At 41.7% G+C, this 26,432-nt stretch carries 18 protein-coding genes; 15 read left to right on the forward strand and 3 right to left on the reverse strand.

The genetic code is table 11. The features are described 5' to 3' along the window. The first annotated feature begins 116 nt into the window (after positions 1 to 116). The 4 genes from HW560_RS22040 (at position 117) to HW560_RS22055 (ending at position 9,837) form a co-directional block, all read left to right on the forward strand. The gene (locus HW560_RS22040; RefSeq protein WP_179264743.1) at positions 117 to 995 is read left to right on the forward strand and encodes an alpha/beta hydrolase; all 879 of its coding nucleotides are present in this window, start codon (positions 117 to 119) and stop codon (positions 993 to 995) included. A 255-nt stretch (positions 996 to 1,250) separates the two neighbouring features. Then, positions 1,251 to 3,710, forward strand: coding sequence for a glycoside hydrolase family 2 TIM barrel-domain containing protein (locus HW560_RS22045; protein WP_179264744.1), 2,460 nt, complete (start codon positions 1,251 to 1,253; stop codon positions 3,708 to 3,710). Between the two features lie 333 nt (positions 3,711 to 4,043). Beyond that, positions 4,044 to 6,872 (forward strand): alpha-L-rhamnosidase, encoded by a 2,829-nt coding sequence (locus HW560_RS22050; protein ID WP_179264745.1) that lies wholly within the window; start codon positions 4,044 to 4,046, stop codon positions 6,870 to 6,872. A 163-nt stretch (positions 6,873 to 7,035) separates the two neighbouring features. After that, positions 7,036 to 9,837 (forward strand): S-layer homology domain-containing protein, encoded by a 2,802-nt coding sequence (locus tag HW560_RS22055; RefSeq protein WP_179264746.1) that lies wholly within the window; start codon positions 7,036 to 7,038, stop codon positions 9,835 to 9,837. Positions 9,838 to 9,975: 138 nt separating this feature from the next. Here HW560_RS22055 and HW560_RS22060 read toward each other — a convergent pair whose 3' ends face one another. Next, on the reverse strand, positions 9,976 to 10,356 hold the full coding sequence (locus HW560_RS22060; protein ID WP_179264747.1) for a winged helix-turn-helix transcriptional regulator: 381 nt from the start codon (positions 10,354 to 10,356) through the stop codon (positions 9,976 to 9,978). 149 nt (positions 10,357 to 10,505) lie between these two features. Here HW560_RS22060 and HW560_RS22065 point away from each other — a divergent pair, with 149 nt between their 5' ends. Further along, entirely contained in the window at positions 10,506 to 11,462 is a 957-nt protein-coding gene (locus tag HW560_RS22065) for an NAD(P)H-dependent flavin oxidoreductase (RefSeq protein WP_179264748.1), read from the forward strand. Positions 11,463 to 11,599: 137 nt separating this feature from the next. Here the strand turns inward: HW560_RS22065 and HW560_RS22070 are convergent, their stop codons facing one another. Continuing rightward, on the reverse strand, positions 11,600 to 12,547 hold the full coding sequence (locus HW560_RS22070; protein ID WP_179264749.1) for an alpha/beta hydrolase: 948 nt from the start codon (positions 12,545 to 12,547) through the stop codon (positions 11,600 to 11,602). 125 nt (positions 12,548 to 12,672) lie between these two features. Between HW560_RS22070 and HW560_RS22075 the strand changes: the two genes are divergently transcribed. Continuing rightward, complete coding sequence (locus HW560_RS22075) at positions 12,673 to 13,179, forward strand: TetR/AcrR family transcriptional regulator (RefSeq protein WP_179264750.1); 507 nt, start codon at positions 12,673 to 12,675, stop codon at positions 13,177 to 13,179. 151 nt (positions 13,180 to 13,330) lie between these two features. Here HW560_RS22075 and HW560_RS22080 read toward each other — a convergent pair whose 3' ends face one another. Then, entirely contained in the window at positions 13,331 to 14,539 is a 1,209-nt protein-coding gene (locus HW560_RS22080) for an MFS transporter (protein ID WP_257031405.1), read from the reverse strand. Between the two features lie 205 nt (positions 14,540 to 14,744). Between HW560_RS22080 and HW560_RS22085 the strand changes: the two genes are divergently transcribed. From HW560_RS22085 to ilvD, 9 genes are all read left to right on the forward strand, one after another. Continuing rightward, the gene (locus tag HW560_RS22085) at positions 14,745 to 15,671 is read left to right on the forward strand and encodes an AraC family transcriptional regulator (RefSeq protein WP_179264751.1); all 927 of its coding nucleotides are present in this window, start codon (positions 14,745 to 14,747) and stop codon (positions 15,669 to 15,671) included. A 705-nt stretch (positions 15,672 to 16,376) separates the two neighbouring features. Further along, positions 16,377 to 18,311 carry a BglG family transcription antiterminator gene (locus HW560_RS22090; protein ID WP_179264752.1) on the forward strand — a complete coding sequence of 645 codons (1,935 nt, stop codon included), beginning with the start codon at positions 16,377 to 16,379 and terminating at the stop codon, positions 18,309 to 18,311. Between the two features lie 17 nt (positions 18,312 to 18,328). Continuing rightward, positions 18,329 to 18,634 carry a PTS sugar transporter subunit IIB gene (locus tag HW560_RS22095; RefSeq protein ID WP_179264753.1) on the forward strand — a complete coding sequence of 102 codons (306 nt, stop codon included), beginning with the start codon at positions 18,329 to 18,331 and terminating at the stop codon, positions 18,632 to 18,634. A 29-nt stretch (positions 18,635 to 18,663) separates the two neighbouring features. Continuing rightward, on the forward strand, positions 18,664 to 18,981 hold the full coding sequence (locus HW560_RS22100; RefSeq protein ID WP_179264754.1) for a PTS lactose/cellobiose transporter subunit IIA: 318 nt from the start codon (positions 18,664 to 18,666) through the stop codon (positions 18,979 to 18,981). Positions 18,982 to 19,014: 33 nt separating this feature from the next. Further along, positions 19,015 to 20,280 carry a PTS sugar transporter subunit IIC gene (locus HW560_RS22105; protein ID WP_179264755.1) on the forward strand — a complete coding sequence of 422 codons (1,266 nt, stop codon included), beginning with the start codon at positions 19,015 to 19,017 and terminating at the stop codon, positions 20,278 to 20,280. A gap of 107 nt (positions 20,281 to 20,387) precedes the next feature. Continuing rightward, complete coding sequence (locus tag HW560_RS22110; RefSeq protein WP_218834977.1) at positions 20,388 to 22,817, forward strand: glycoside hydrolase family 3 N-terminal domain-containing protein; 2,430 nt, start codon at positions 20,388 to 20,390, stop codon at positions 22,815 to 22,817. Positions 22,818 to 22,950: 133 nt separating this feature from the next. Continuing rightward, a complete protein-coding gene (locus HW560_RS34050) occupies positions 22,951 to 23,352 on the forward strand; it encodes a transposase (RefSeq protein ID WP_257031406.1) in 402 nt (133 codons plus the stop codon). Positions 23,353 to 23,601: 249 nt separating this feature from the next. Beyond that, the gene (locus HW560_RS22120) at positions 23,602 to 24,267 is read left to right on the forward strand and encodes a GntR family transcriptional regulator (protein WP_100527506.1); all 666 of its coding nucleotides are present in this window, start codon (positions 23,602 to 23,604) and stop codon (positions 24,265 to 24,267) included. Between the two features lie 15 nt (positions 24,268 to 24,282). Next, entirely contained in the window at positions 24,283 to 25,974 is a 1,692-nt protein-coding gene (ilvD, locus tag HW560_RS22125; protein ID WP_179264756.1) for a dihydroxy-acid dehydratase, read from the forward strand. Positions 25,975 to 26,432: the final 458 nt, after the last annotated feature.

Here is a 26,432-nt window from a genome sequence, read left to right on the forward strand (position 1 = left end):
TCAGAAAAAAAAGCTTCTTCAAGCGTTACCGAGTTGCTATTCTTATCGCGTTTATTGCAATCGCGGGCATCGGTGCATTAGCGTATTATTGGCTTAATACCGCAGGCGGAACGAAAGTGAGTAAGCTCGGCGTTATGAAAATAAGAGAAAACGCTATTACAATCAGAAAGGAAGCGAATGAAAAGGATACTTTGGGTAAGAGAATAGTTATTGATAGAGAGGGGAAAGATCCTGTAGAAGCCATCTGGTATGAACCCAAAGGGCACACGGAAAATCTCCCAGTGTTTGTCTATGCACATGGTGGTGCGTGGATTAGTCTTGACGCAATCGATGTGGATGAATACATGAAAAAGATCGCTGACTCTGCTAACTGTGTTGTTGTCAATATTAACTACAAATTGCTTCAAACAGAACCGTTTCCTTATCAACAAGAAGAAATGGCAGATACGGTTAAATGGCTGCAGGATAATGCAACATCCTTGAAAGTTCAACCTGAAAATGTTGTCATTAGTGGAGGAAGTGCTGGGGGACATATCACTGCCGGTACTGCGCTTCTCCTTTCAAGAGAAAACACAAAAATTGCGGCGCAGCTCCTTGAAATGCCCTTTCTTGACTTTACAGCCCCCAAAGAAGACGATTTAGGAAGCTTTAGTGGCTTCATTGGACAGCTTCATGATACCTTCTTTCCTGATATTAACGCTGACGACCCAATTGTATCTCCCCCTCATGCTTCAGCGGAAGAACTCAAAAAGCTTCCCCCTGCTTATTTTATCCTTGGAAAGCAAGACCCGCTTCATTTACAGGGAGAACGATATGCACAGATCTTGGAAAAGGAGAACGTTTACACAAACATTAAATACTTTGATACTAATCACGGGTATACGGTCGAGAAAACGGATGAAAACGGCGAGACTGTTAGTGTAATTGATATCGAAAATAACGAAGCGGGTGAACAATATAAAATTGAGTTGCTCCAAAGTATATTTAATAAATAACCTAAATTAATACATTTAGTTAATCTAACTAAACCCAAAAAACACCGTAAGGTGTTTTTTTTGGTGACAAAATTCGGTAAACCACTTTGTACTAGATATGCAAATTACAGCAGCGGCTTGTACCAGAAATAGTTAAAAGTGCGCTATCAGGGTTTCATTTCCGTTATATTAATCTATTCTAGGGGGTGCCTATAATAAATTCAGATTTAGCAATTATGTTTGATGCAGTTTTTCAGTGAAATGGAGGAGAAGCGAGTGTTAAAGCTGGATTTTAACAAAGATTGGACATTCGGAAATAATATAAGCATCATTGAAGCTTCTACGAAGGGTATTAAGAAAAATTTAAAGCATGTGGATTTGCCCCATGATGCGATGATCTTGACGGAGCGCTCCGCAGATAACCCTGCTGGTTCAGGAGGAGCATATTTTCAAGGCGGAAATTATGAGTATGTAAAGAAACTCATTTTACCAAAAGAGGATCAGGGGAAAGTTGTCTTTCTAGAATTCGAAGGCGTTTACATGAATACTTTCGTTTATGTTAACGGTGATCTGGCAGGTAAAAATGATTACGGGTACACGAATTTCTATGTGCAGATCAACGATTTTCTTCGCTACGGACAAGAGAACGAAGTTAAGGTTGTGGTGAAGAACGGCTCCCAACCCAATAGCCGTTGGTATACCGGCTCAGGGATTTACCGTAATGTCAAGCTGATGAAAGCGGAACCGATTTATATTGCCATGGACGGCGTTCGGATTACAACAGTAGATGCAGAACCGGATCTGGCCGTACTCCAAATTGAGATCGCGATCAAAAATGAGAATCTGGGACTGCACACCGGTTATGCGTTCACCACAATCAAGGACGCTGAAGAAAAAGTAGTAAGCGAGGAGGCGACGAAATTCTCAGTAGCATCCCGAGGTGAGATATCGGCCTGGCAGAGAATAACACTGTCGTCTCCTAAACTCTGGGACACGGATAACCCGAATCTGTACACTTGTACTACAGTCATAAAGTTGAACGACAAGGTTGTGGACGAAGACATCACGACTTTTGGTATACGCAAGTTGCAGCTGGACAGCGTTCATGGCCTGCGCATCAATGGTAGGACGTTGAAGTTAAAGGGAGGATGCATTCATCATGATAACGGAGTAATTGGCGCCGCTGCCTTCAAAGACGCCGAAGAACGCCGGATTCGTAAGCTAAAAGAAGCAGGTTACAATGCAATACGCGCTGCCCACCACCCGATGGGCAGAACGCTGTTGGATGCATGCGACAAGCACGGTATGCTTGTAATGGATGAATTGACCGACTGTTGGACGCACGGCAAAATCGATTATGACTACGCTACAACGTTTATAGAGCATTGGGAACAGGACGTGGAACGCATGATTGGCAAGGATTACAACCATCCTAGTGTTATCATGTATTCGATCGGTAATGAACTTGCGGAAATTGGTTCTCGACATGGTAACATTCTGGGCCGAAATATTATAGAGAAGATTCGTTCACTGGATGACACCCGTTACATCACCAATGGCGTGAATCCACTCATGACCACCTTGGGAAGGATCAAAGAAATCGCAGTTGACCAGGGATTCTCCGAATTAAGCAGTTCGCTGGATAGCGGTGAGATTAATCAGGTTATGCAAGCGATGGGACCGCTTATGGGTCAATTTTCATCAAGTAACATCATTCAAGACATGATCGAGGAAGCACTGGGAGTGCTAGACATCGAAGGTTACAATTATTCACCTGAACGGTACCTCATTGAACACGAGAAGTCCAACAACAAAACCTTTGTTGGCGCAGAGTCACATCCGGCAGCACTGGATCATATCTGGGAAATTGTGAAAAATAACGGATTTGTATTGGGGGACTTTTCGTGGACCGCTTGGGATTACCTGGGTGAGGTTGGCATCGGCAAAGTCAGTTATGAAGGAGACCCAGGCATCCTTGTCTATGCACCATATCCGTGGATTACCGCCCAGACCGGGGATTTCGATATTACGGGTCACCGGCTTCCGATTTCCTATTGGCGTGAGATTGTGTGGGGTGGACGCGGTCACACCCCCTACATTGCCGTGCAGAAACCTGAGTACTACGGTCGAGATGCAAAATTGAGCCTATGGGGCTGGACGGATTCCATAAGCAGCTGGACATGGCCCGGTTGGGAGGGCAAAGGAGTCGTAGTTGAGGTATACTCGGATGCTGAGGAAGTAGAACTATTTATCAATGGTAAATCTCAAGGTAGGAAGACGGTTGGAGACGATTTCAAGAAATTTTACTGCAAGTGGGATACCACATTTGAGCCAGGGGAAGTTGAAGCTGTGGCTTACATCGGAGGCAAGGAAGTCGGACGTTACAACCTGAAGTCGGCCGGAGCACCTCAGCTGAAAGTGACCAAGGAGCGCGAAGATCTGCGTGCCGGTTCAAACGATCTTTGCTACGTTAACATTGAACTTGTTGATGCCAGCGGAATCCTTAATACGGCGGTGCAGCGGAAAGTTACAGTTGCCATTGAGGGACCAGCCGTCATTCAAGGCAGTGGAACGGGAAGAGCGAGAACGGAAAAGAACTATTTCGATTCGATGCATGAGACTTACAACGGTCGAATGCAGGTCGTCGTTCGGGCTGGTGTGGAAAAAGGAACTGCTACGCTGATTATTTCCACTGAGAAATCAGAAAGCGTAACGATTGAAATACCAGTAGTGTAAGCGATAAGCAAAAACAGTTCCCCCTCCTGGACCGCCTGATGATTCGGATGGGGAACTGTTTTTTATTCATACGATTTAATAACCTTTACAGTTTTCTTAAGGATCCGATTACAGTTTTTATAGAAGCGTTAAAAAGAATACAAGGTTGACGGTTTCAATTGCGATTACCCATTGACGGCAGCATTTTTTGTTTTAGCTATGCTGACCGAATCATATTAAGAATACGATATGTATGCTGGTATTCCTCTATATCTTTGCCTAAATACGTCAATCTATAATTAGGTAAGTGATGTGTGTGATGGATATTAAAATAACTAATTCTGAGAGGTTCTCATGAAAATTATTCGTTTAAAAACCAACCGTGTGGTGAATCCACTAGGTTTTGATTTAGGCAAACCAAGATTTTCATACACTGTAACCGACACGAATGGCAAGAAGCAAGCGGCAGCCCGGTATGTTGTGGCGCTTGACGATGAATTCCAAGACGTCGTATTTGACAGCGAAACGAGAAAGGATATCAACAGTCTTGCCTTTGAGCTTCAGCTGGAATTGATACCGCGATGCCGCTATTTTTGGCGTGTGGAGGTATGGACGGATAATGGAGAACACGCCACAAGTGAGACTGCGTGGTTTGAAACAGCCAAGCTGAACGAAGCGTGGAAAGGGACATGGATCACTCCAAAATTCGATAAAACCATTCATCCGGTTTTAAAAAAATCGTTACTGCTGAAAGGCCCCGTTGCTTCGGCTCGAGTCTATGTATGTGGACTGGGTCTTTACGAATTATATTTTAACGGTCTAAAAGCCGGAAACGAATTTCTGACACCTAACTTCAATAATTATCATAAATGGCTGCAATATCAAACATATGATGTGACCGAACTTCTGCAAACAGGTCAGAATGAGATATCGGTAAGGCTTGGAAATGGCTTATACAAAGGACGTTTTGGTTTTGACGGCCATTCGAGCGAGATCTACGGTAATACGTTTGCTCTTCTATATGAAATGGTTGTGACATACAAGGACGGCTCAACTGAGATCATTGTTTCCAATGACTCATGGACTGCGGAACAAAGTCAAATTATATCGGGAAATTTATACGACGGTGAAATTTATGATGCAACTTTTCAAGCCTCTGAAAGCTATCCCGTTAGAGAAGTTGAACTTGGCTATGATCGACTTAAGGCCAGGCTTAGTCTTCCTGTAGTGATCAAGGAGAAAAGGAAGCCTCTCGAAGTGATTCATACGCCTGCGGGCGAGACGGTCTTGGATATGGGGCAGAACATGGTTGGCTGGATCGAATATCGGACCAACGCTCCCAAAGGAAGTATCATTCGGTTACAATACGGCGAAGTGCTACAGGAAGGAAATTTCTACCGAGATAATTTGCGCACCGCAATGGCGGAACATCAATTTACGGCAGATGGACGGGAAACGCTCGTTCGTCCTTACTTCACCTACTATGGATTCAGATATGTAAAGGTTGAAGGCTGGATCGGACAATTGAATTCTGAGGATTTTACTGGATGTGTTCTTTATTCGGACCTTGATGATACAGGGCATTTTGAGACCGACAATCCTCTGATCAACCGCTTGTTTCAGAATGCAAAGTGGGGACAAAAGGGGAACTTCCTGGATGTTCCAACCGATTGCCCTCAGCGGGATGAACGAATGGGCTGGACGGGGGACGCTCAGGTATTCTCTGGTACCGCCTGTTTTAATATGGATTCCTATGCTTTCTTCAACAAGTATTGCTTTGATCTTGGAAGTGAACAGGAGGAACGCCAAGGAGAGGTTCCGGTGGTTGTTCCTGCTGTTAATGTCCGTGAGGGTGGGTCCAGCGCTTGGGGAGATGCATCCGTAATTATCCCATGGAATGTATATCTACATTACGGGGATGTAGCCATTCTTCATCAGCAGTTTGAAAGCATGAAAGGATGGGCCGACTACATTATAAAAAAAGATACGGACTCAGGCGGACGTAGATTATGGACGGTAGGGTTCCATTTTGGAGATTGGCTTTCCCTAGACAGCAGCAATCCGGATTCTCCTTTTGGCGGAACCGATAAGGATTTCATCGCCTCTGCGTACTACAGTTATTCAACATACATTGTGGCCAAGGCAGCGAAGGTCCTAGGGCGCGAAGCAGAAGCGGCATATTATGAGCGTATTTCTAAGGAAGTTAAAGTTGCAATTCAGGAGGAATTTTTTACTATAACAGGCCGGTTGGCGATCGATACACAAACTGCGTACGCAGTTGCGCTATTTATGGATTTGGTTCCAAAATGCTACATCGACAAAGTGGTTGAGGCTCTGCGGAAGCGTTTAAAAGCTGACCGTAATCACCTGAAAACAGGGTTTGTGGGAACACCTTACTTAAATCATGTACTGACATATCATGGATGTAATGATCTTGCTTATACCTTACTGCTTAATGACGACTACCCGAGTTGGCTTTATGCCGTGAAGTTGGGTGCAACGACCATTTGGGAACGGTGGAATTCAATTTTACCAGACGGAACGATTAGCGATACAGGCATGAATTCCTTAAACCATTATGCTTACGGCGCAATCGTAGAATGGATGTATCGTTGCATGGCGGGGATTAATCCAGTTGAGGAGGCTCCGGGTTTCCAGCGCGTGGCGCTCGTCCCGCAACCGGATAACCGGCTGAAGTGGGTGAAAGCAACAGTTGAAACCGCATCGGGCACCTATCGTAGCGGATGGGAGATTGATAAGGAAGGAAGGCTTGAGTTTACTTTTGATATTCCTTTCAATGCATCTGCCTGTATACGCTTACCTCATGCCCGTTTAAAAGATTTAGAAATTAACGGTGTTACCTGGGAGTTTACTGACATAACCGGAGAACAACTTGAGGAAGAGGTCCTATTGGAATTACTCAGTGGAAGCTATTCGATCAGCTATTCACCGACTAAGAGTTATTTGAGGATATTTAGCACGAAAACTCCATTAATTGAACTTTTGCACCACGATGAGGCTGCACCGCTCATAAGGACAATGATGTCTGAACAGGTTAAAGTCAATCCGGATGATTTGGGCGCTTCAATGGGTAACTCCTCCCTCCGGGATTTGGCAGCGTTCTATTCATTGCCTACACATATTTTGGATCAGATGGATGAACGGTTAAGTCAAATAAAATAACAACCATCAGGTTTAACGACTTCATTCCCGAAAAGCTCAACTAGCTGTTCGGGAATGTTCGCAGAAAGGGGTGAAAGCGGTACCAAACGGGAGGAACGGGTAGAGAATAATGAGCGAATTCGCCAAATGAGGCCATTAAACCACTTTAAAGGAGCCATCAAAGATGATAAGGAGATTATTTATCTGTCTCATGGCCATGGTCATGATTAGCTTTCCTGCTGCACTTAGGGCGAATGCTGCTGAAGGAAATGAACTTATGAGAACGATTTCATTAACTTCGGGTCTATTTGATTCGAATAAGGAATTAGCTTCGGTTACGGGTGCGGTTTATGATTTTGCAAGCACTGGGAGAGCGGAAACCACAGCCTCATTCCAGTGGACTGCAGCTGATAGCAGAGCAACGGAGATTGTTATTGAGCAGTCACCGGCTGGTCAAAACAAATGGACTAAAGCAGTTACCGGCACAATTCCAATTGACGCTACTAGCGTAATAGTATCAGAACTGATTGCAGGAACAGTCTATGATTTCCGGTTAGTTGTGATCGGAGGCGAAAATGCAGGTATTTCAAACACCGTCACGATTAAAACTGATATTGACATTATTTCCAAGCTAATCAATGGTGGTCACCTTTTTGATTGGAATCCCGGCGATGGAACCGTCTACCATGATTTGGTGTATGGTAACAAAGAGCGCAATAAATATGACTTGTATATTCCTACGAATGCTTCAAAAACAGAAGATATTGGTGTTATATTGAATCTCCACGGAGGTTCCTGGGTCGAAGGTGATAAAAGCGGGATGGCAGCCGAGTCGAAACGGTTTGCACAAGCTGGGTACATTACTGCCAGTATGAATTATACATTGATTCAGGAGGGCAATGGGGCGACAATCATGTCCATGATGGATGAAATTCAGGCATGCGTCACAGCTCTGAAGAAAGAATTGACTAATCGCGGTTATCATGTTTCGAGATTAACCATGGCAGGATACTCTGCTGGCGGACATCTAGCCTCCTTATATGCGTATTCAAGGGCAGATGTTACTGCTTTGCCAGTAGTCCTTGTCCTGGATAGTGTTGGTCCGAGTGACCTGTATCCAGATACATGGGCGCCTATGTTTGATGCGACAATGACAGCGGGTATTCTGAGTCTAATGGTCGGTGAAGTGATTACCCTAGAAGATATTGACTCTGGGATAGTGGATGAGAAGATTAAAGCAGTATCACCGCTTCAGCATGTTAGTAGCGACTCGCCTCCTACGATAATGGCTTATGGTGTATATGATCAGATTGTAGCACCGGGGCACCATCAAAAGCTTGCATCTGCGCTTAAACAGGCTGGGGTGGATCATAAATATATTTTATACCCAAACTCCGATCATGCTCTTGGTAACGATCCCGACAAAACTGCTGAACGAATCAGTTCCTCATTGGCTTATTTGGAGAAATATATGTCCCTTGAGCCACTCACTCCAATAGGTGATTTTGCAAGCACAGAAAAGACCGGTTCATCAGCGACCTTTAGTTGGACTATGCCAGTCAATGCGGACAGAATTATCATTGAGCAATCGCTAGCAGGGCAGAATAACTGGGCAACGTCCGAAACGAAAACAATTGCAACGAATGCTTCAAGTGCAACGATAACGGAATTGTCGTCAGGAACAACCTATGACTTCCGTTTGGTTGTGACAGGAGGAGTGAATGCAGGTAACTCGAACACGGTAAGTGTTACGACACGTAATGATCTTCCGGTAAACTCTCCACAATCACCAACAATCTCATCACAATCACCAGCAAAAGGAAATACCATTGAACAATCAACCGACTTAGGAGTATTCAAAACGGTTAACCAAAATGGTCAAACCCTCGAAACGTTCTCTGTCGATTCTAAAAAGTTGACTGACTATTTATCTTCGAAGAAAGAAGGTTCAATTGTTCCCATTTCAATGCAGACGAAGTCTGGTGTGTTTTCCGTTGAATTAAGCGGTCCAGTAATTTGGGCAATGGATAACAAGAAGGTGATATTGGAGATTCAAACGGAGCAAGTAACTTACCGGCTCCCGGCAAAGCTAATCCATAATTCTGCAGTCTCCAGTTCATTGGGAGATTCCATTAGCATGGATAACCTTAAGGTACAAATTGATATTTCGGCAACATTGTCTGACAAGACTAAACACTTAGAAAGTGTAGCGCAAGAAGATGGATTTTCTCTAATTGTTCCACCAATGGATTTCACATTAAGGCTCACTCAAGGAGAGAAGAGCCTTGAAATATCAAAATTCAACGAATATGTGGAGCGGACGTTCACCCTTCCCGATAACGTTAACCCAAACAAGATCATGACAGGTGTAATCGTCGGAGAAGATGGGCAGGCTCGTTCCGTACCGACTAAAATTCTGGAGAAACACGGGAAACATTATGCTCAAATCAAAAGTATGGCTAACGGCACTTACGCAGTTATATGGTATCCGGTTGAGTTCGTAGATACGGTCAACCATTGGGCGGAGAAGGCAATCCATCAAATGGGGTCACGGATGGTGACCCTTGGGACAGACCGAACTCAATTTAATCCAGACCGTGTTGTTTCCGGCGCTGAATTCGTTGCTATCCTTGCCCGTGGATTGGGACTGCAAATTGAAGGGGAAACAACGATGATTAAAAATCATCCCACCTTCCGCCCAAATGAAGCAATTACACGTGAGCAGGCGATGGTTTGGATTTTGAGAGCCATTGAAGTAACCGGTTTAAAGCCGAAGTTCTCTACTAAGACAAAAATGGTGATTCTAGAACAGTTTTCCGATGCAGGTAAGGTATCCGATTGGTCCAAGGAAGCCGTTGAATTTTGCCTAAATAACGGTATTGTGAATGGGAGAAGCCTTTCGTCACTGGCAGCGGATACGTTTCTAACCAGAGCTGAAGCTGTCACTATCGTTCAAAGAATTCTTGAGAAATCAGGACTAGTCTAAACCTTATTTCAACACAATGAAGAATAGATAAATACCAAAGAAAGTCGCTAATTGAGTTGGCGACTTTCTTTGGTATCTTTTAAAGATACTGAGTAGTTCGATCATTTTGTTTTATTAAACCTATTACTTGACAGAGGTTTAGTCAGTGAATTTTTGTTTGTTTAGAGAATCTTGACCATGTTTATTTCCGAATTGTTCCATACTGTCTAGTATAGGAAGAAAGTCTATTCCTTTTTCGGTTAGTGAATATTCAACTTTGGGCGGAATCTCTGAGAAAACATGGCGCTCAATAAATCCATCTTGCTCTAATTCCCTTAATTGTTTAGTTAACGAACCTTGTGAAATATCAGTGAAAATGGACTTTATCTCCCCAAAACGTCGTGTTTGCTTTGAAAGAAGCCAAAGAATCATAATTTTCCATCTTCCTGAAAGGACATGTTGGGTGTGAATTATTCCATATACAATGGAGTCTCCATTGATCAAATCAGTATTGATGCCATCCTTGCAGATTCGGCCCATTATCTATCTTCCTTTCGCTTCATTAGTACTAAAAAAGTGACTTGGTCACATTTTTTTGCCTACTTCCAATGTCAAAGAGATCTGTTTATTATATGAGACATCCATTACTAACTCAATCACTATTTCGATGATATGAAGGGAGTCTTTTTATGAATAGAGTAACCAAATTACTGGGGATTAAATATCCCATTATATCGGCAGCTATGAGCTGGGTTACCTCGGCTAAATTTGTTGCTGCAGTTTCAAACGCTGGAGGGATGGGAGTTCTTGGGCCGAATGCTGGTCAAAACAACTCGGCGAAAAGTTTAGATGAATTTATAGAAGGTGTACGAAGTGAGATCAGGAAAGTAAGGGAGTTGACGGATAAACCGTTTGCAGTCAATTACATTTTACCCTTCGATGTTAATGGGACAAGTTTATTCACTAACGCGTTGTTTGATGTTTTAGTTGAAGAGAATGTAAAAATTGTTGTAGTTATTGGAACTATAATGCATCAAAATGAAATAGAGAAACTAAAAAAACACGATTTCACAGTAATTTATCGCCCAATTAACCCCACAGTTCAAAATTTAATTGAAGCTGAGACTGCAGGAGTAGACGCCCTCATTGTAACTGGGAATGAAGCAGGAGGTCATATTAGCCAGTATGAAATTAGTCTGTTCACACTTGTTCCTCAAGCTGCAGATTCTTTAAATATCCCCTTTATTGCAGCAGGAGGAATTATCGATGGCAGAGGAGTACAAGCTGTAATGAATCTAGGCGCAGAAGGAGTATACATGGGCACTCGTTTTGTAGCGACTCATGAGAATCCAGCCAGTGATGCGGCCAAGCAAGCAATTCTTCAAGTTAGTAGTGATGAATTTCTCAGACTTGAAGGAGCTAATGAACGAACCATTCCTACAATTGGAGGTAAGAGAGCCTTTCAACTTATTAAAGAAGGAAAACTCGATGAAGCTGGAACTTATATCAAAAATGGATTTAAAACTGGATTACTGGACGGTAATCTGGAGATTGGCACAATTTCTATCTCTCCATCGGCAGGAGGAATCAAAGAAATTAAAACATGTAAACAGGTTATAGATGAGATTGTGAATGCTATTTCATAATCAAAAGGCTCTCATTCTCAACTAAAGACGAAGTATTTCGTTTCATAAACCAACAGCGGCGACCTTTTCCCGAATAATCCGGGAAAAGGTCGCCGCTTAATATGAAGTTTTTTTGTTGTCTATATCTAAATTATTATTTAATTTGAATTAGAAAAGAACGAATGAAATACTTCTATCAAATCGTCCTCCGCTTGAAGCCCGAGTTGTTTTTGCTCTTCAGTTGTATATTTTAGTTCCTCATCATTTTGAGGTTTCATTACCTCTGACGTATCCATAAAAGGATGGAATGCCTTCTCGTAAGAGAATACCTGAGTCGGTACGCCTGCCTTATTCAAAATATCTATATATGGCTTAGCCGAATTAGATATCTCATCTTGACCGCCTAGCACAAAAACTGTGGAGGCAAGAGGTACTTGTGCATCAGTTGGGATCTCTTCATCCATCAAGTTTGGCGTAAGTACAGGAATAACAGACATTAGATAAGGAACTACTAGGACTTGTCCAGCCAATTTAAAATTTTCTGATTGCAATAACAGGGAGGTATTTGCCACATGATAACTACCCGCACTAAAACCCATAGTCGCAAATTTACTGGAATCAATATTATACTCATCTTCATGCGCAGCAAAATAATAGATGGTGTCTCTAATTTCTTCAGCAGGATAAGGAATAAATTTTTCGTCCAGTTTTTTATAGTTAATCGAGACAATCATCGCCTGCCATTTTTCCATAACTCTAGCATTAAATGTATCTAGCATGTCTGCTGCTCCACCGAAAAATCCACCACCATGCACCATGAATATAACAGGTAATTTTTTATCTTCACTCCCCTCTGGACGATATAGAATGGTTTCTACATCATCAATACCTTCTCGTGGTACAGTAAATCGCGTTCCCAACAACTCATCATCTGACTTCACCCACTGGGCTCTATCTTCAGCTGCATCTCTTGCTACTAACCGAGCAAGTTGTACAGGATTTGTTACAAAAAATATGGCTGTTGCAGCAACTAGGAATGTTAAAACTCCAAAACCAATACCTAGTTTCTTCAACCATTTTCTATTTTTTTTATTTTTTTTCTTCATCAGCAAAGTACTCCTTTTTGTCTATTTGATATTTACATGTTACATATGTATCATTGATCTTAGAGTATCGTTTTTATTAGGTCAATTACTATGGGGAAAATGAAACAGAAAGGCAATTGTGTAACATGAAAAATAAAGATAAGGCTAGTTATGTAAAAGAAAAAATCTCAAGTGCATTTTTTCAACTGTTTGATGAAAAAGAGTTTGCGGAAATATCTATCAAAGAAATCACTATAAGAGCTCAAGTTAGTCGTGTCTCATTTTACCGAAATTTCGAAACCAAGGAAGATATCTTGCGTTATTATATCCACCAAAAAATGAGTGAATGGAGGCAAACAACCGATTTAGTAAAGGAATCTAACTTTAAAATAGTTATTGCCGACCTTTTCGAACATTATAAGGAGCATAATGATTTTTATCTTCTTCTTTATAAAAGAGGTTTTTCTTATTTGATTTTGGAAGATATTCAAACCATATGGGGAGCAAGAGAGAACCAAACTAATAAGGATGCTTACGTATATGCATATCTCACTTATGGTTTATTTGGTTGGATAAATGAATGGTTTGCAAGAGGAATGCAAGAATCGGCAAAAGATATTCTAGAGCTCTTTGAGGAAAAAGACGAAAAATAATCATCTCGATTAGATTTATCCCGCACAATATACCGCTTTTTTAAGGGACCATGATCATGTCTCTTCATGAGTACAAGAACATGGTTCCTTTGCCGAAGGGATACAACATTCTACTATTGACAATTTGAGACGTCATCTAATTCTTGAACTTTTAAGAGGGTGTACTTTCAATTTTCTTAGCAGCTGGGGAGAACAATCCAGCGATCATTACTGCAATTATTACTACAATTAGGGCATAGAGCAGTCCTACTGATTCTCCTAAAAGTCCAATGAAAGGGGGACCAACCAAAAAAGATAAATAACCTAATGTGGAAACGAAAGCAACTCTCTCCGTTGCACCATTGGCATTATCCCCAGCAGCGGACAAACCTACGGGAAATCCTAAAGATGCACCAATTCCCCATAAAAAAACTCCAGCTGCAGCAAAGTAGAAATTAATATCAAGTATCACAACTGCTAATCCCAATACGGCTAATATTGCAGCTGATACCAATATTGAAACTCGGCCAAAGCGGTCTAGTAAGAAGCCACCGGATATACGGCCAATTAGCATAGCTAATAAAAAAATACCATATACAATCGTACCTGTAACATGAGTCACCTGGTAAGCATCTACAAATAAAATGGGTAACCAATCATTTGCCGTACCTTCTGCCAAAGCCATTCCCATAACAATAATACCAATGTAAAATAGTCTTGATTCTTTGAAAATGCTAACCTTGGTTTGTGGAGAAGTGAGTGAATGATCAGTTATTAGATCGACTTTTCCTGTTGCCGTCGGTAAATACTTTATACAAATAACTCCAAACAAGATAATCACAAAAGCGATAATTATAAAATGTATAAAGACAGGAACTTTTAGTGATATGGCAAGTGACCCTAAGCCTACTCCTAAGAGAGTGCCTCCACTAAATGAAGCATGAAGAGCGGGAAGTAATGTTTTATTGGTACTTCGCTCAAGTGCTGCTCCCTCCACATTTTGAGCTACGTCTATAATTCCATAACCAAGCCCGAAAACAACAAGACCTGAGAAAACTAGTAGCTTTATAGCCAATAGAATGCTAAAACCAGCTATAAGCAATCCTAAGGACAAAATGATAACGCTTAAGGCAATTGCTTTTCGTGCTCCTATATGACGGATCACCCAACTTGCAGATACAAGACCAACAATTGCGCCAGCAGCAATTCCAAAAATGATCCAGCCCATCATTGAAGTAGAAGCATGAAGAATATCTCTTACCTCAGGTGTTCTCGAAGTCCACGAAGAAAAAGCCATTCCCGACAGAGCAAAGAAAATAAACAAAGAAATTTTCCACTTGTTAATATTAAGAATTACTGTTATATCATTATTTTGTCCCACAAGAGTACCTCATCTTTATTATTTTTTAGATTTGATATTTGTTACTGATCTACCTTGAGCTTTTTACTTCCTCCGTTTCATTTATAATTAGAATTATTGTTTTCTCTAAACTCTTTTTATTAATTTATCTCTATTTTTCGCTACATACTTGCAGTATAAAATGAAATTGTAGTACAATATCGCCGAATTTCAGGAGGTGTTTGGATTGCAGGGGGTCATATTAACTAACGAACAATATAGGGAAGTTGCCACTCACGGTTCAATCAATTTCCCCATTCAATATTATCTAGACGATACGTTATATTTTCATAATCAAACGATTAACCGTCATTGGCATCCTGAGTTAGAGTTTGCTCTCATTCAAGAAGGGATGGTTGATTATTGGATAGGCGGGAACAAACGAACGCTTGAAGCAGGGGATGGGGTTTTCGTCAATACTCGAGTAATTCATGGTTATGAAGCTATAGAAAGGGCGTTGGTTCCAAATATCGTTTTTTCTCCGGAATTCATATCAGGTGGAAATCATCTTGTCTTTCAGAAATTTGTGCAACCCATAACGTTTTCAACGATTTCAGGACTTTTCTTATATAGAAAAGTGAAATGGCAAGACGAGATTCTTCATTCTTTAAACATAGTGTTTGAATTGATGAATTCTAAGGATAAGACAAAAGAACTTGATCTTCAGGTATTAATGTCTTCCATATGGAAGACGCTTTACTTGCATCAAGAATCTTATGAAAATTCACCACATTCTTCAAATTATTATATTCTTCAAACCAGGCTACAACTGATGTTAGATTTCATTTATAAAAATTATGAAAGGAAAGTTCGCCTTACCGATATTGCAGATGCAGCGAAAGTGAGTAAAAGTGAGGCGTTACGTTGTTTCAAATTAGGTGCTAATATCACCCCAGTTGAGTACTTAATACAGTACCGATTATCAAAAGCAAAAGAATTACTCTTAAATTCAGAAAAAAATGTTACTGAAATCGCCTCACATACAGGCTTTGAAAACGTTGGGTATTTTAGTCGAATGTTTAAAAAATATTATGGAACAACACCAAGATCACTACGTATAACAAGTCTACAAAAAACAGTGAACGTCCTACGAAGCAATCATCCACATAGGTAAATAAAAACTTATTCAGAGGTGAGCGGCTAATCAAAATGCCAAACTTGAGCTCCGGAATGCAGGTGAAGTCGAGTAATTTATCGAATGATAAGGTGCTATCAGACGGGAATAACCTAGCAGAAGGGATGGAACGCAGTTGCGGAGGTACTCTTTAATTAATAATTATCTTCAACAGACGACACGTCTCCCAGTAGCTTGCACTTCAAAGAAATATATGAAGTTGAATTAGCAGACAGTATTCCCTCACAGATAAGAACCCTATTCATGAAACTGTCCGAGATGGAGGACGCGCTACCTGTATGAAGGATGACGGCATTCACCGATCATCCTTTTTGATATTCGCCACTTTTTGTACATGCTCTACATAGAGCAACAATCTGCACATGTAAAGGAACATTTCAAGCGTCCAACAACTTCAACCATGACAATAAAAAACGAACTACTGCAAAAAAATGCTACTGGAAAACTTCACGCATGCCGAATGATTCGCTTCTTTGCTTGATTATTTCATTGGTCTAACTTTCGTTCAATTGGTGTTGAAATGTATGTCATACCAGATGAATGGATATGAATTTCCTATATGATTAGGAAAAACGTTTGCTTCTCTAATGTGGATGATTTCGCTTACAATTATCCCAATCCAGTGCGGAATGTATTTTATGCTAGCCGTCAGGAGGAGGTGGCAACAAACAGGAGGAGACCATTATGAACAAAAGGCATCTGGATATACTTCTCCATTTGTTAGATACAAATAGCCCAGTCAAAGGGAGTGCACTAGCTCAGTTATTTAATGTGAGTGATCGCACGATTCGGTCAGATATACGGGCCATTAATGCAGAGCTTCATAGACAAAATATGGAGATCCAATCATCCAAACAATGGGGGTACTACATCGAAGATTGGTCCAAGTCGGAAGTTCGTAAATTGCTCAATCGGTTATGGGAAGAAGAACCAATATCTGTTTTACCTGACACTCCCATTGAAAGAATTACTTACATCGTATTTGCACTCTCTTTTTCAACCAGGTACCTAAGTATGGAAAAACTGGCAGAAGATATTTACGTATCCAAAACGACAATTAGCTCGGATGTGAAGCGACTACAAGAAATTATTGAACAAATTCCTGAGCTGGAATTAAAGGTCTCAGCAACGAAGGGATTGCTGCTCGTTGGTAGTGAAATTTCCAAAAGGGCACTAATGTTTTACGTTCTACAGCTGGAATTGACTCATAAAAAGATGGAGATGACGAGTAGGCTCAGGATTGCTTTGCCTACAGAAAACTTAAACGATAGTTTGCTAGATCTACAAAAATTAATTATTAATATGCTGAACACAGGGGGATTTTTCTTAACGGATCATGAAGTTGTTTCTTTATCCTTTGACTTTTATATTACGTTTAAGCGTATCGAGCAGGGCTTCGGTATCGTAACTCCGGTTAACGAAAACTTAGATATGGAACTGACTTCCATATTAAAAAAAGGGCTGACAGGGATTACTCAATGGATAGATGACAATGAGATTGGTTATCTACAACAGCGATTACGTTCCAAGCGGCTTTTAAACAAACAGAGTGGTCAGTTGAATGGTTCTGGTGATGAAGCAGCATATATAGTTGATCGTTTATTAGATGACATTCAACAAAGATTTGGTATTATTTTCAGTGAAAATACGGTGCTTAAAAATAATCTTATTCAACATATTTACCCGCTAATTTATCGCTTAAGGACCCATACCTTTGAGTTTAATCCTTTGAAGGAAGAGACAAGGCGCAAATATCCTTTTGCGTTTGAGATGTCTAATGTGTTAGTGCCAATCATTCATAACCAATACGGGCTTATTCTTAACGAATCCGAGCTTGCGTTTATTGCATTGCATCTTGCCGTCGCATTGGAAGAAGTCTTCGAGAAACCTTCTGTAGCCATATTGTGCGGGTCTGGATTAGCAACGGCTCAAATCCTGTACCGTCGTGTCATGTCCTACTACGGAGAACGCGTCGATTTGATTGGGTGGTATTCTGTCTACCAGTTGGACGCTTTGCTTCGCGGAGAATTCGGCAAGGTAGATCTGTTGATCACTACCATTCCGATAGAACAAGAAGTGGATATCCCTTTACTTTTGGTCAACCCTTTATTGTCCAAATCAGACATGGCTCAAGTGGAAGGCTATTTAACGGGATCTATGATGACGCAACTACCATTGAATGAGGAAATCACAGACACCTCCTTTTTCAATGAACATTGTTTCCACTACTTTAAGGAAAGTCTGGATTATGTATCCATAATGAAGCAAATGGCTCACAGCTTGTTAGAACAACAAGCCATCGAGGATATTGATGAGTTCATTACTTCGGTGTTGGTACGAGAACGGATGCAATCCACAGTATTTGGCAACGCCATCGCAATGCCGCATGCCATGGATTACCAGGCAGAGTATACATTGGTCTCCATTGGTGTCCTAAAAGAAGGTATCAGACATGCAGGAAAAAAAATCAAAGTCGTTCTCTTGGTGGCTATTAATCCAAAAGAAAAAGACAAATTAAAGCAACTATACAAGATGATTGAACATATTCTTGATCGCGAGGATATCAGAGACCTCTCACGGGCAAGTAATTTTGAACAGTTCATTCAATATATAGACTAAAAGGAGAGAATATTAGGATGAATATTATATTAGTATGTGCTGGCGGAATGTCTACAAGCATTTTGGTAACAAAAATGAAGAAAGCTTTGGCGCCGGAACAACAGGATTGGAATATTGAAGCACACCCGATCGGAGAATTGTCCGAGTACATCGATCGGTTTGACGTTGTTCTGCTCGGACCACAAGTATCCCACAAGCTAAAAAGTGTAGAGAAAGAGTTTGGCCCAACAGGTAAGCCTATTGCTGTGATTAACAGCCTCGACTATGGTATGGGGAAAGGTGATAAAGTTCTTCGTTTTGCAATGGATCTTAAGAGTAATTAAATAATTCATAGATAAAGAGGGATAGATATATGGAAATCAATACTGAACAACATATAATGAGTATTATTTTGCACTCGGGAGAAGCGAACAAAAAAGCGTTTGCCGCTCTGGCTGAAGTGCGGAAAAGGGATTTTGAACAAGCAAGAACTCTGATCAAAGAAGCTTCTGTCGAATCCGTTAAAGCACATAAAATTCAAACCAAGTTGATTCAACAGGATGCAGCGAGTGAGGAAAAGCTTGAAATGAGTCTTTTGGTTGTTCATGCACAAGACCATCTGATGAAATCGTTACTTACGATAGATTTGATTGAAGAATTAATTGAAGTATTTAGTGATCTCCACACATAACAAGAACATTGGTTGAGAAAGAGGGAGTAACAGATGGCAATTCGTATGGAAGCGGTAACAGATAAACTCCAACAGTTTGCTGGAATTTTGCAGGAAAACAAATATTTCGATTCAATTACCAAAGGATTAATGGGGATCATGCCTATCATTTTTATTGGTTCGATAGCTGCTCTTCTAAAAGGCTTACCGATCCAGATTTATCAGGACTTTTTATCGAACAGTGGAATTATAGATTATCTAACTTTAATCGGGAAATTAACAACAGATATGATTGCACTCTACGCTGTGTTCAGCATCGCATATGCGATGTCCCGCAATTTCAAGCAAGATGGCCTGAACGCCGGATTGCTTGCTTTGCTCAGTTTTTTGCTCCTAACACCGATTACTATTGAAGAGAGTGGAGAGTACGTTTTGACTTTTCAATGGTTGGGAGCAACAGGACTCTTTATCTCCATCTTAATCGGCTTACTGGTCGGAAGATTATATGCAATATTAGTTTCTAAAGGTGTTGCCATCAAGATGCCTGACGGGGTTCCTCCTTCCGTTGCCAAGTCATTCGCTGGACTCATTCCGGGTATTCTTATAGTGGCAGTGGTTGTAATCATCAACGTATTATTCAAAATGACACATTATGAAAGCGTTCATAATTTTGTATATGAACTACTTCAAACACCGTTACAAAGTTTGGGTGGAACGTACTGGGCATTCCTACTCACCATAGGATTTCTTAGCCAAATTTTTTGGGTCATCGGTATCCACGGTGCCATGGTTACGTTATCGGTAATGATGCCCATTTTCATGGCACTCGATATTGAGAATCTATCTGCCTACTCAGCAGGGCTACCACTTCCCAATATTGTCGGCATGAACTTTATGTTTGTGTATGGAATTGGGGCAGGATGTTCCATCGGTCTTGCATTCTTGTTCCTGGTTGCCAAAAGCAAGCGCTACAAGCAACTTGGAAAAATCACTGCGCCGTCAGCTGTGTTCGGAATCAGTGAACCCACTATTTTCGGTGCACCCATAATTCTGAATCCGGTTCTCGCAGTACCTTTTATTATTAGTCCAATCATCAGTTATTCTCTGGCATATTTCCTAACGGTGGTCGACATTCTTCCTCGTCTTGGTCTGCAGGTACCTATGGGATTGCCACCAATCATTAATGGTTTTTTGTCAGGCGGATGGCGTGTAGCAGCTTTCCAAGTCGTTCTGATCGCAATCTCTCTTGTCACCTACTATCCATTCTTCAAATCGATGGATAAACAGGCGGTACGAGATGAAATAGAGGTGAAGGCATAATGACTCAAGGCGTATGGAGTAGTATCGCTAGGACCGATGTCTTAAATATGAAGTTTGTTTTTGAGATTACAAGAGCGAAAGAGCCCTCGACTCAACCGAGTATAAAAATGCGAATGGAACCGTTCGACTTCCATGTGCAATTCAAGCAGACTTCATTTGAACAAAATCAACTGAAAGCAACAGGTTTTTCACACTTTTTTGGAGAAAGGCCGATTGAGTTAGAGTTATCCTTTTCTGTAGAAGAAGAGTTTGAAGGTTGTATTCTTTTTCCGAAAATTGGACGATTGGAACTTCAAGGCTCCAGGGGAGAAGGGCCTTCCTTGCTGGCTGAACTAAAAGAAGAAATTCGACAATTGCCACCAAGGGAAATGAAGGAGCGCATCGATGAAGAGATTGCAAATGAAGTCGACGCACTGCTTGCCCGCATGACGCTAAAAGACAAGATCGGTCAGATGAGTCAAACGATGGCTTCCGCTTTCTCCTTTGGAAATACCGTTCTTGCAGACTCTCCTCAGAAGATGGTAGAAGAGGGCCGTGTGGGCTCCATTTTGGGTGCATTCGATATGAATAAAATATACGAGTTGCAGCGCATAGCGGTCGAAAAATCGCCTCTCGGCATTCCGCTATTCTTCAACGCTGACGTTATCCACGGCTATCAGACCATTTTCCCGGTTCCTCTGGCATGGTCATGCAGCTGGGATCTGGATACGATCAGGGAAGCAGCCTCCATATCGGCCAAAGAAGCCGCAGCATCTGGCGTCACGTACAATCATGGACCCATGGTCGACGTCACGCGTGATCCGCGATGGGGGCGTGTCGTCGAAGGAGCGGGGGAAGATCCATTTTTGGGATCAGCGATTGCAAAAGCTTTGGTGGAGGGTTATCAAGGGAAATCGCTCTCAGATCCAAACACAATCATCGCTTGTCTAAAACATTTTGTGGCCTATGGTGCAGTTGAGGCAGGACGCGATTACAACACCGTCGATGTGTCCGAACAACGTTTAAGAGAAGTGTACTTGCCACCTTTCCAAGCGGGGGTGGAGGCAGGCGCAGGTTCGGTCATGAATTCGTTTAACACGATTAATGGTGTGCCTGTAGCAGGGAATAAAGATATACTGAAGACATTGCTTCGCGAAGACCTTGGCTTCGAAGGCATAGTTATATCCGATTATGGATCGATCTCCGAGTTAATCCTGCACGGCGTAGCCAAGGACAGGAAGCAGGCAGCGCAGCAGGCAATTGATGCTACATTGGATATTGAAATGGTCACATCTGTCTATGCTGAAGTATTGCCGCAATTGGTTGAAGAGGGGCTGGTGCAGGAATCACAACTGGATGAGGCTGTGAAACGAATACTCACCCTTAAGTATAGAACGGGTATTATGGATGATCCCTATCGTTATATCCGTCCTGAAGAGGCGGAGCAACTGTATATGTCTGACGAGCATCTCCGTGTAAGCCTTGATCTTGCACGCAAATCGATTGTACTCCTTAAAAACAATCAAATTCTTCCGTTATCACGAAGCCAAGACTCAACCATTGCTCTCATTGGCCCCTTTGGTAATAGTAAGGATTTGTTAGGTTCATGGCAATTTTCGAATTACTCAGATCAGACGGTTACGATTCGAGAAGGGATATCCAGCAAGCTGATCAATCCCGAAAAACTACGGATCGTCAAAGGATGCGATGTCGATCAGGTTTTAGAAGGGGGAGTAGACCAGGCAATCCAAGCGGCTATTAAGAGTGACATTGTAATCTTGTCATTGGGTGAAGGTAGCGATGAATCCGGAGAAGCCGCTTCAAAATCACAGCTTACGTTGCCTGAAGCACAGCTTCATTTGGCGCGAGAAGTGATAAAGACAGGTAAGCCAGTCATTATACTACTGACCAATGGACGTCCTCTTGTGCTTAAGGAATTGGAAGAACAGGCTGCTGCCATTGTTGAGACATGGTACCTTGGATCACAGTCAGGCCATGCTATTGCGGATGTATTATTTGGCGATTACAACCCTTCCGGAAAATTAACGATGAGTTTTCCACGGAACGAGGGACAAATCCCGGTATATTATAATCATTTCAACACAGGGAGACCGGTTAGTGTTCGCCAAGGGAAATATGCTTCCAAGTATTTGGATACACCGAATGATCCACTCTACAGTTTCGGTTATGGCATGAGCTATACCTCATACGAGTATTCAGATATTAGTCTGAACACAACACGTTTGTGTCGGAATGAAGAACTCACAGTTACGATTATTGTGCGGAATGTTGGCTCATCTGAAGGTGAAGAGATTGTGCAGATGTATGTTCAAGACATCACAGGAAGTGTTGTCAGACCTGTGAAAGAATTAAAAGGATTCGTTAAGATTAGACTTAAACCTGGTGAGAGTCAAACCGTTGAATTCAAAATTAATGAGGCGATTTTGAAGTTCTATGATCAAAAGGGCGATTTTGTGGCAGAAGAAGGAGAATTTACAGTATTTATTGGACCTAATTCGACGGAATTACACAGTAGGAACTTTGAATTAATCGATTAAAGTGAAGCCTCGAGAGACAAGAATACAGTTCCATTGAAAGTCGCTATGTTGGTATTATCCCCTTTTAGTAGACAAGAGAAAAAAGACATCTGTTAAGATGGACTTAATCTTGTCAAACGAAGGGGGTTTTTTCATGGCTAAAAAAGGACAAACTTTCCGGCGTTACTCCTTGGAATTGAAATTGGAGGCGGCCCGGCTGGTCAACGAGGAACATATGAGCATACGTGAAGTAGCGACACGTTTAAATATTCAAAATAAATCTCAGGTACAAGTGTGGGCAGCAAAAGCGAAACAGGGAATGAGTCTAGAACCTGCTACATCCAAACGGGGACGCCTTAGAACCAAGTTTTCTAGTATGGAAGAAGAGATGGCCGTCGAGGGACAAGAACATTGTTCCATTCAGAGTCGCTATTTTAGCGGCTTTTTTGATTTAAGGAACCAAGTTCTTGTCCCAAGCCAAGGACAAGAACTTGTACCGATTACCGTAATGGACAAGAACATCGTCCGATTGCCGATTAGATGTGTACTTAAGTAAAAAGTACATAAGCCCTCATTAGTACCAAATATTTTATATAAGAACATTCACATTAAAATATATTACTTATGTAACATTTCTCAAAGAAAGACTCTTAAATTATAGTTCTCTTTTTTGTCTCAGACTCTCAATAAAAACAGGTAGTTATCTGGATAAACTTAATTGAGCGAGTAAATGAAATAATAATTGCTTCTCGATCGTGTATGCGATATATTGCATATAAGAATAATTGTAATGAGGATGAAAACCATGCCAATTCCTAAAGATTTTTCCTTACCAGTCCGTATGTCCGCAAAAGAAAGAGCGTTTTCTCAGATTCAGCGATGGATCATTGATGGAACACTGCAACCAGGTGAAAAGCTTATTGATGCGGAAATGGCTGAATCGCTTGGAGTCAGCCGGACACCGATTCGGGAGGCATTTCAGTTACTCGAAGTTCAAGGCCTCGTGTCCATGCATCCAGGAAAAGAAACAAAAGTAACGAATATTGAGAAAAACGATATTTTTAAGATGTATTCAACGATGGCTGCTCTTCAGGCCTTAGCTGCTGAAATCACCGCCCAAACTATTGTTCCAGAACAGATCGAGAAACTAAGATCCATAAATTTGGAATTCGCAAGTTCTATTAAAAATGGACAAGTTTATCAGGCTATGGAGGTGGATGAGCAATTTCATAATTATATTGTGGAGCTCTCAGATAATCCTTATGTAGCTACATTTAATACATCTCTTCAGATTCACATTAGGCGATTTAAATACGTATTTTTAAAACAACCTATTACGGCTACACTAGCTTCAGTTGAAGAACATGATCAGATTATTAAAGCTTTTGAAGGCAAAAATAGCAACGATGCCCATAATTTAATGAAACAAAATTTTATTCGACCGATGCAGGAACTGAACGAAATACTTTGAAATGAGGGAAGAAACATGGAAAATAAAAAAGATCTTCGCATTCGAAGCAAGGTAATCAGTGAAGGTGCTAACCGGGTACCGAACAGAGCGATGCTGCGTGCAATTGGATTTCAAGATGAGGATTTTAAAAAGCCAATGATCGGAATAGCAAGTACGTGGAGTGAAGTAACACCGTGTAATATGCACATCAATGATTTAGCGGTGCAAGCTAAGCGGGGCGCACGTAATAACGGCGGTGCTCCACTAATTTTTAATACGATTACCGTTTCTGATGGGATCTCGATGGGGCATGGCGGGATGTTGTTCTCGCTACCAAGTCGGGAAGCTATAGCTGATTCGATTGAAATTGTGACCGGAGCCGAGCGTTTTGACGGCGTTGTTGCAATCGGTGGGTGTGACAAGAATACGCCTGCATGTTTGATGGCTATTGGACGGATGAATATTCCTTCTGTTTATGTATATGGAGGAACCATTCAACCTGGTAATCTCGACGGTAAAAAAGTGGATATCGTTTCAGCTTTTGAAGCCGTTGGGCAATATCAAGATGGAAAAATAACAGACGAACAATTGCATAAGGTCGAATGCAGTGTTTGTCCAGGTCCAGGGGCTTGTGGGGGGATGTATACCGCTAATACGATGGCCGCAGCTGCAGAAGCAATGGGTATGTGTTTGCCTGGTTCTTCTTCGACATCAGCTATCTCAGCGGATAAAGCATTGGAATGCGAAGCAGCCGGTAAGCAGGTCATCTCACTTCTTGAACAGGAAATCTACCCAAGAGACATTATGACGAAGAAAGCATTTGAGAATGCGATCACCGTTGTTATGGCTCTAGGGGGATCAACCAACGCATTTCTCCATCTGCTAGCTATTGCGCACTCCGTAGAAGTGGATTTAACCTTGGATGATTTTGAACGAATTCGCTTGCGTGTTCCTCATTTGGCAGATCTGAAGCCAAGTGGTCAGTATGTCATGCAGGATTTGAATGATATTGGTGGTGTTTCCGGGGTAATGAAGCTATTGCTCGCTGAGGGATTACTTCATGGGGATTGCCTCACCGTAACTGGTAAAACGTTGGCGGAGAATTTAGCGGAAGCTGCTCCACTACAGAATGATCAAGAGATTATACGTCCACTCAATAATCCGCTTAAACCAAATGGACCACTGGTTGTGCTTCGAGGAAACCTAGCTCCTGAAGGCGCTGTTGCCAAAATGTCAGGCATGAAGATCCAACAGTTTTCCGGACCGACAAAGGTGTACGATAGCGAAGATGAAGCGACAGAAGCGATCATGAATGATGAAATTCAAGAAGGGGACGTATTGGTCATACGCTATTGTGGACCGAAGGGTGGACCAGGTATGCCTGAGATGCTTTCCGTTACAGCACTCATTGTAGGAAAAGGTCTCGGGGGGAAAGTTGCTCTCATAACAGATGGTAGGTTCTCGGGTGGATCGCATGGATTTGTAGTCGGCCATGTATCCCCTGAGGCACAAGTAGGTGGACCGATCTCTTTGCTCCAAAATGGAGATATTATCACCATTGATAGCGACATTCAGGAAATTAAGGTTGAAGTGCCAGAAGAAGAGTTGGCCGCTCGAGCGCAAGCTTGGGTACAACCGCCACTGAAAGTGAAGTCCGGTGTACTTGCCAAATATGCTAAATTAGTTTCCTCCGCTTCCAAAGGGGCAGTAACAGATTTGATGGAATAGACAAATAAACATTGATGCTACCTATAAAATAGGAGGGGAGAAGCTGCTACAACGAATGCATGAAGCACGCGAAACAAAAAAACGCCAGCTTTAGAGATCAAGAAGTTCGCAAGAAAAAGATGAAGAATTTAGTTTCATCATTCGAAAATGAAGTGCACCCCCTAGAATAGACATTGGAAAAACCCCTGAGTTTAGCCGATGAAATTCTAGGGGGTGTATTTTTGCTTGTACCGTTTCTCGACTTTCATTAATTGGGGGTTCGTTACGAATAGCAGGCAGGTTCCGGCTAGTGCAGGAATGTTTGTGTCCAAGGACAAGAACATTGTTCCATTCAAAGTCGCTAATATAGCGGCTTTTTTGTTTTATGGAACCAAGTTCTTGTCCCATGCTGAGGACAAGAACTTGGTTCCTTTGCCGAAAAGGACAAGAACATTGTGTCATTGCAGATTAGATTGTAC

Source organism: Paenibacillus sp. E222, from assembly GCF_013401555.1.
Lineage (GTDB): Bacteria > Bacillota > Bacilli > Paenibacillales > Paenibacillaceae > Paenibacillus.

Bases quoted from the DNA above. Each gene is read 5' to 3' on its own strand.
- HW560_RS22055 (WP_179264746.1), top strand. From the start codon at position 7,036: ATGATAAGGAGATTATTTATCTGTCTCATGGCCATGGTCATGATTAGC.
- HW560_RS22110 (WP_218834977.1), top strand. From the start codon at position 20,388: ATGCGAATGGAACCGTTCGACTTCCATGTGCAATTCAAGCAGACTTCA.
- HW560_RS22050 (WP_179264745.1), top strand. From the start codon at position 4,044: ATGAAAATTATTCGTTTAAAAACCAACCGTGTGGTGAATCCACTAGGT.
- HW560_RS34050 (WP_257031406.1), top strand. From the start codon at position 22,951: ATGGCTAAAAAAGGACAAACTTTCCGGCGTTACTCCTTGGAATTGAAA.
- HW560_RS22070 (WP_179264749.1), bottom strand. From the start codon at position 12,547: ATGAAGAAAAAAAATAAAAAAAATAGAAAATGGTTGAAGAAACTAGGT.
- HW560_RS22100 (WP_179264754.1), top strand. From the start codon at position 18,664: ATGGAAATCAATACTGAACAACATATAATGAGTATTATTTTGCACTCG.
- HW560_RS22120 (WP_100527506.1), top strand. From the start codon at position 23,602: ATGCCAATTCCTAAAGATTTTTCCTTACCAGTCCGTATGTCCGCAAAA.
- HW560_RS22065 (WP_179264748.1), top strand. From the start codon at position 10,506: ATGAATAGAGTAACCAAATTACTGGGGATTAAATATCCCATTATATCG.
- HW560_RS22075 (WP_179264750.1), top strand. From the start codon at position 12,673: ATGAAAAATAAAGATAAGGCTAGTTATGTAAAAGAAAAAATCTCAAGT.
- HW560_RS22105 (WP_179264755.1), top strand. From the start codon at position 19,015: ATGGCAATTCGTATGGAAGCGGTAACAGATAAACTCCAACAGTTTGCT.
- ilvD (WP_179264756.1), top strand. From the start codon at position 24,283: ATGGAAAATAAAAAAGATCTTCGCATTCGAAGCAAGGTAATCAGTGAA.
- HW560_RS22095 (WP_179264753.1), top strand. From the start codon at position 18,329: ATGAATATTATATTAGTATGTGCTGGCGGAATGTCTACAAGCATTTTG.
- HW560_RS22060 (WP_179264747.1), bottom strand. From the start codon at position 10,356: ATGGGCCGAATCTGCAAGGATGGCATCAATACTGATTTGATCAATGGA.
- HW560_RS22090 (WP_179264752.1), top strand. From the start codon at position 16,377: ATGAACAAAAGGCATCTGGATATACTTCTCCATTTGTTAGATACAAAT.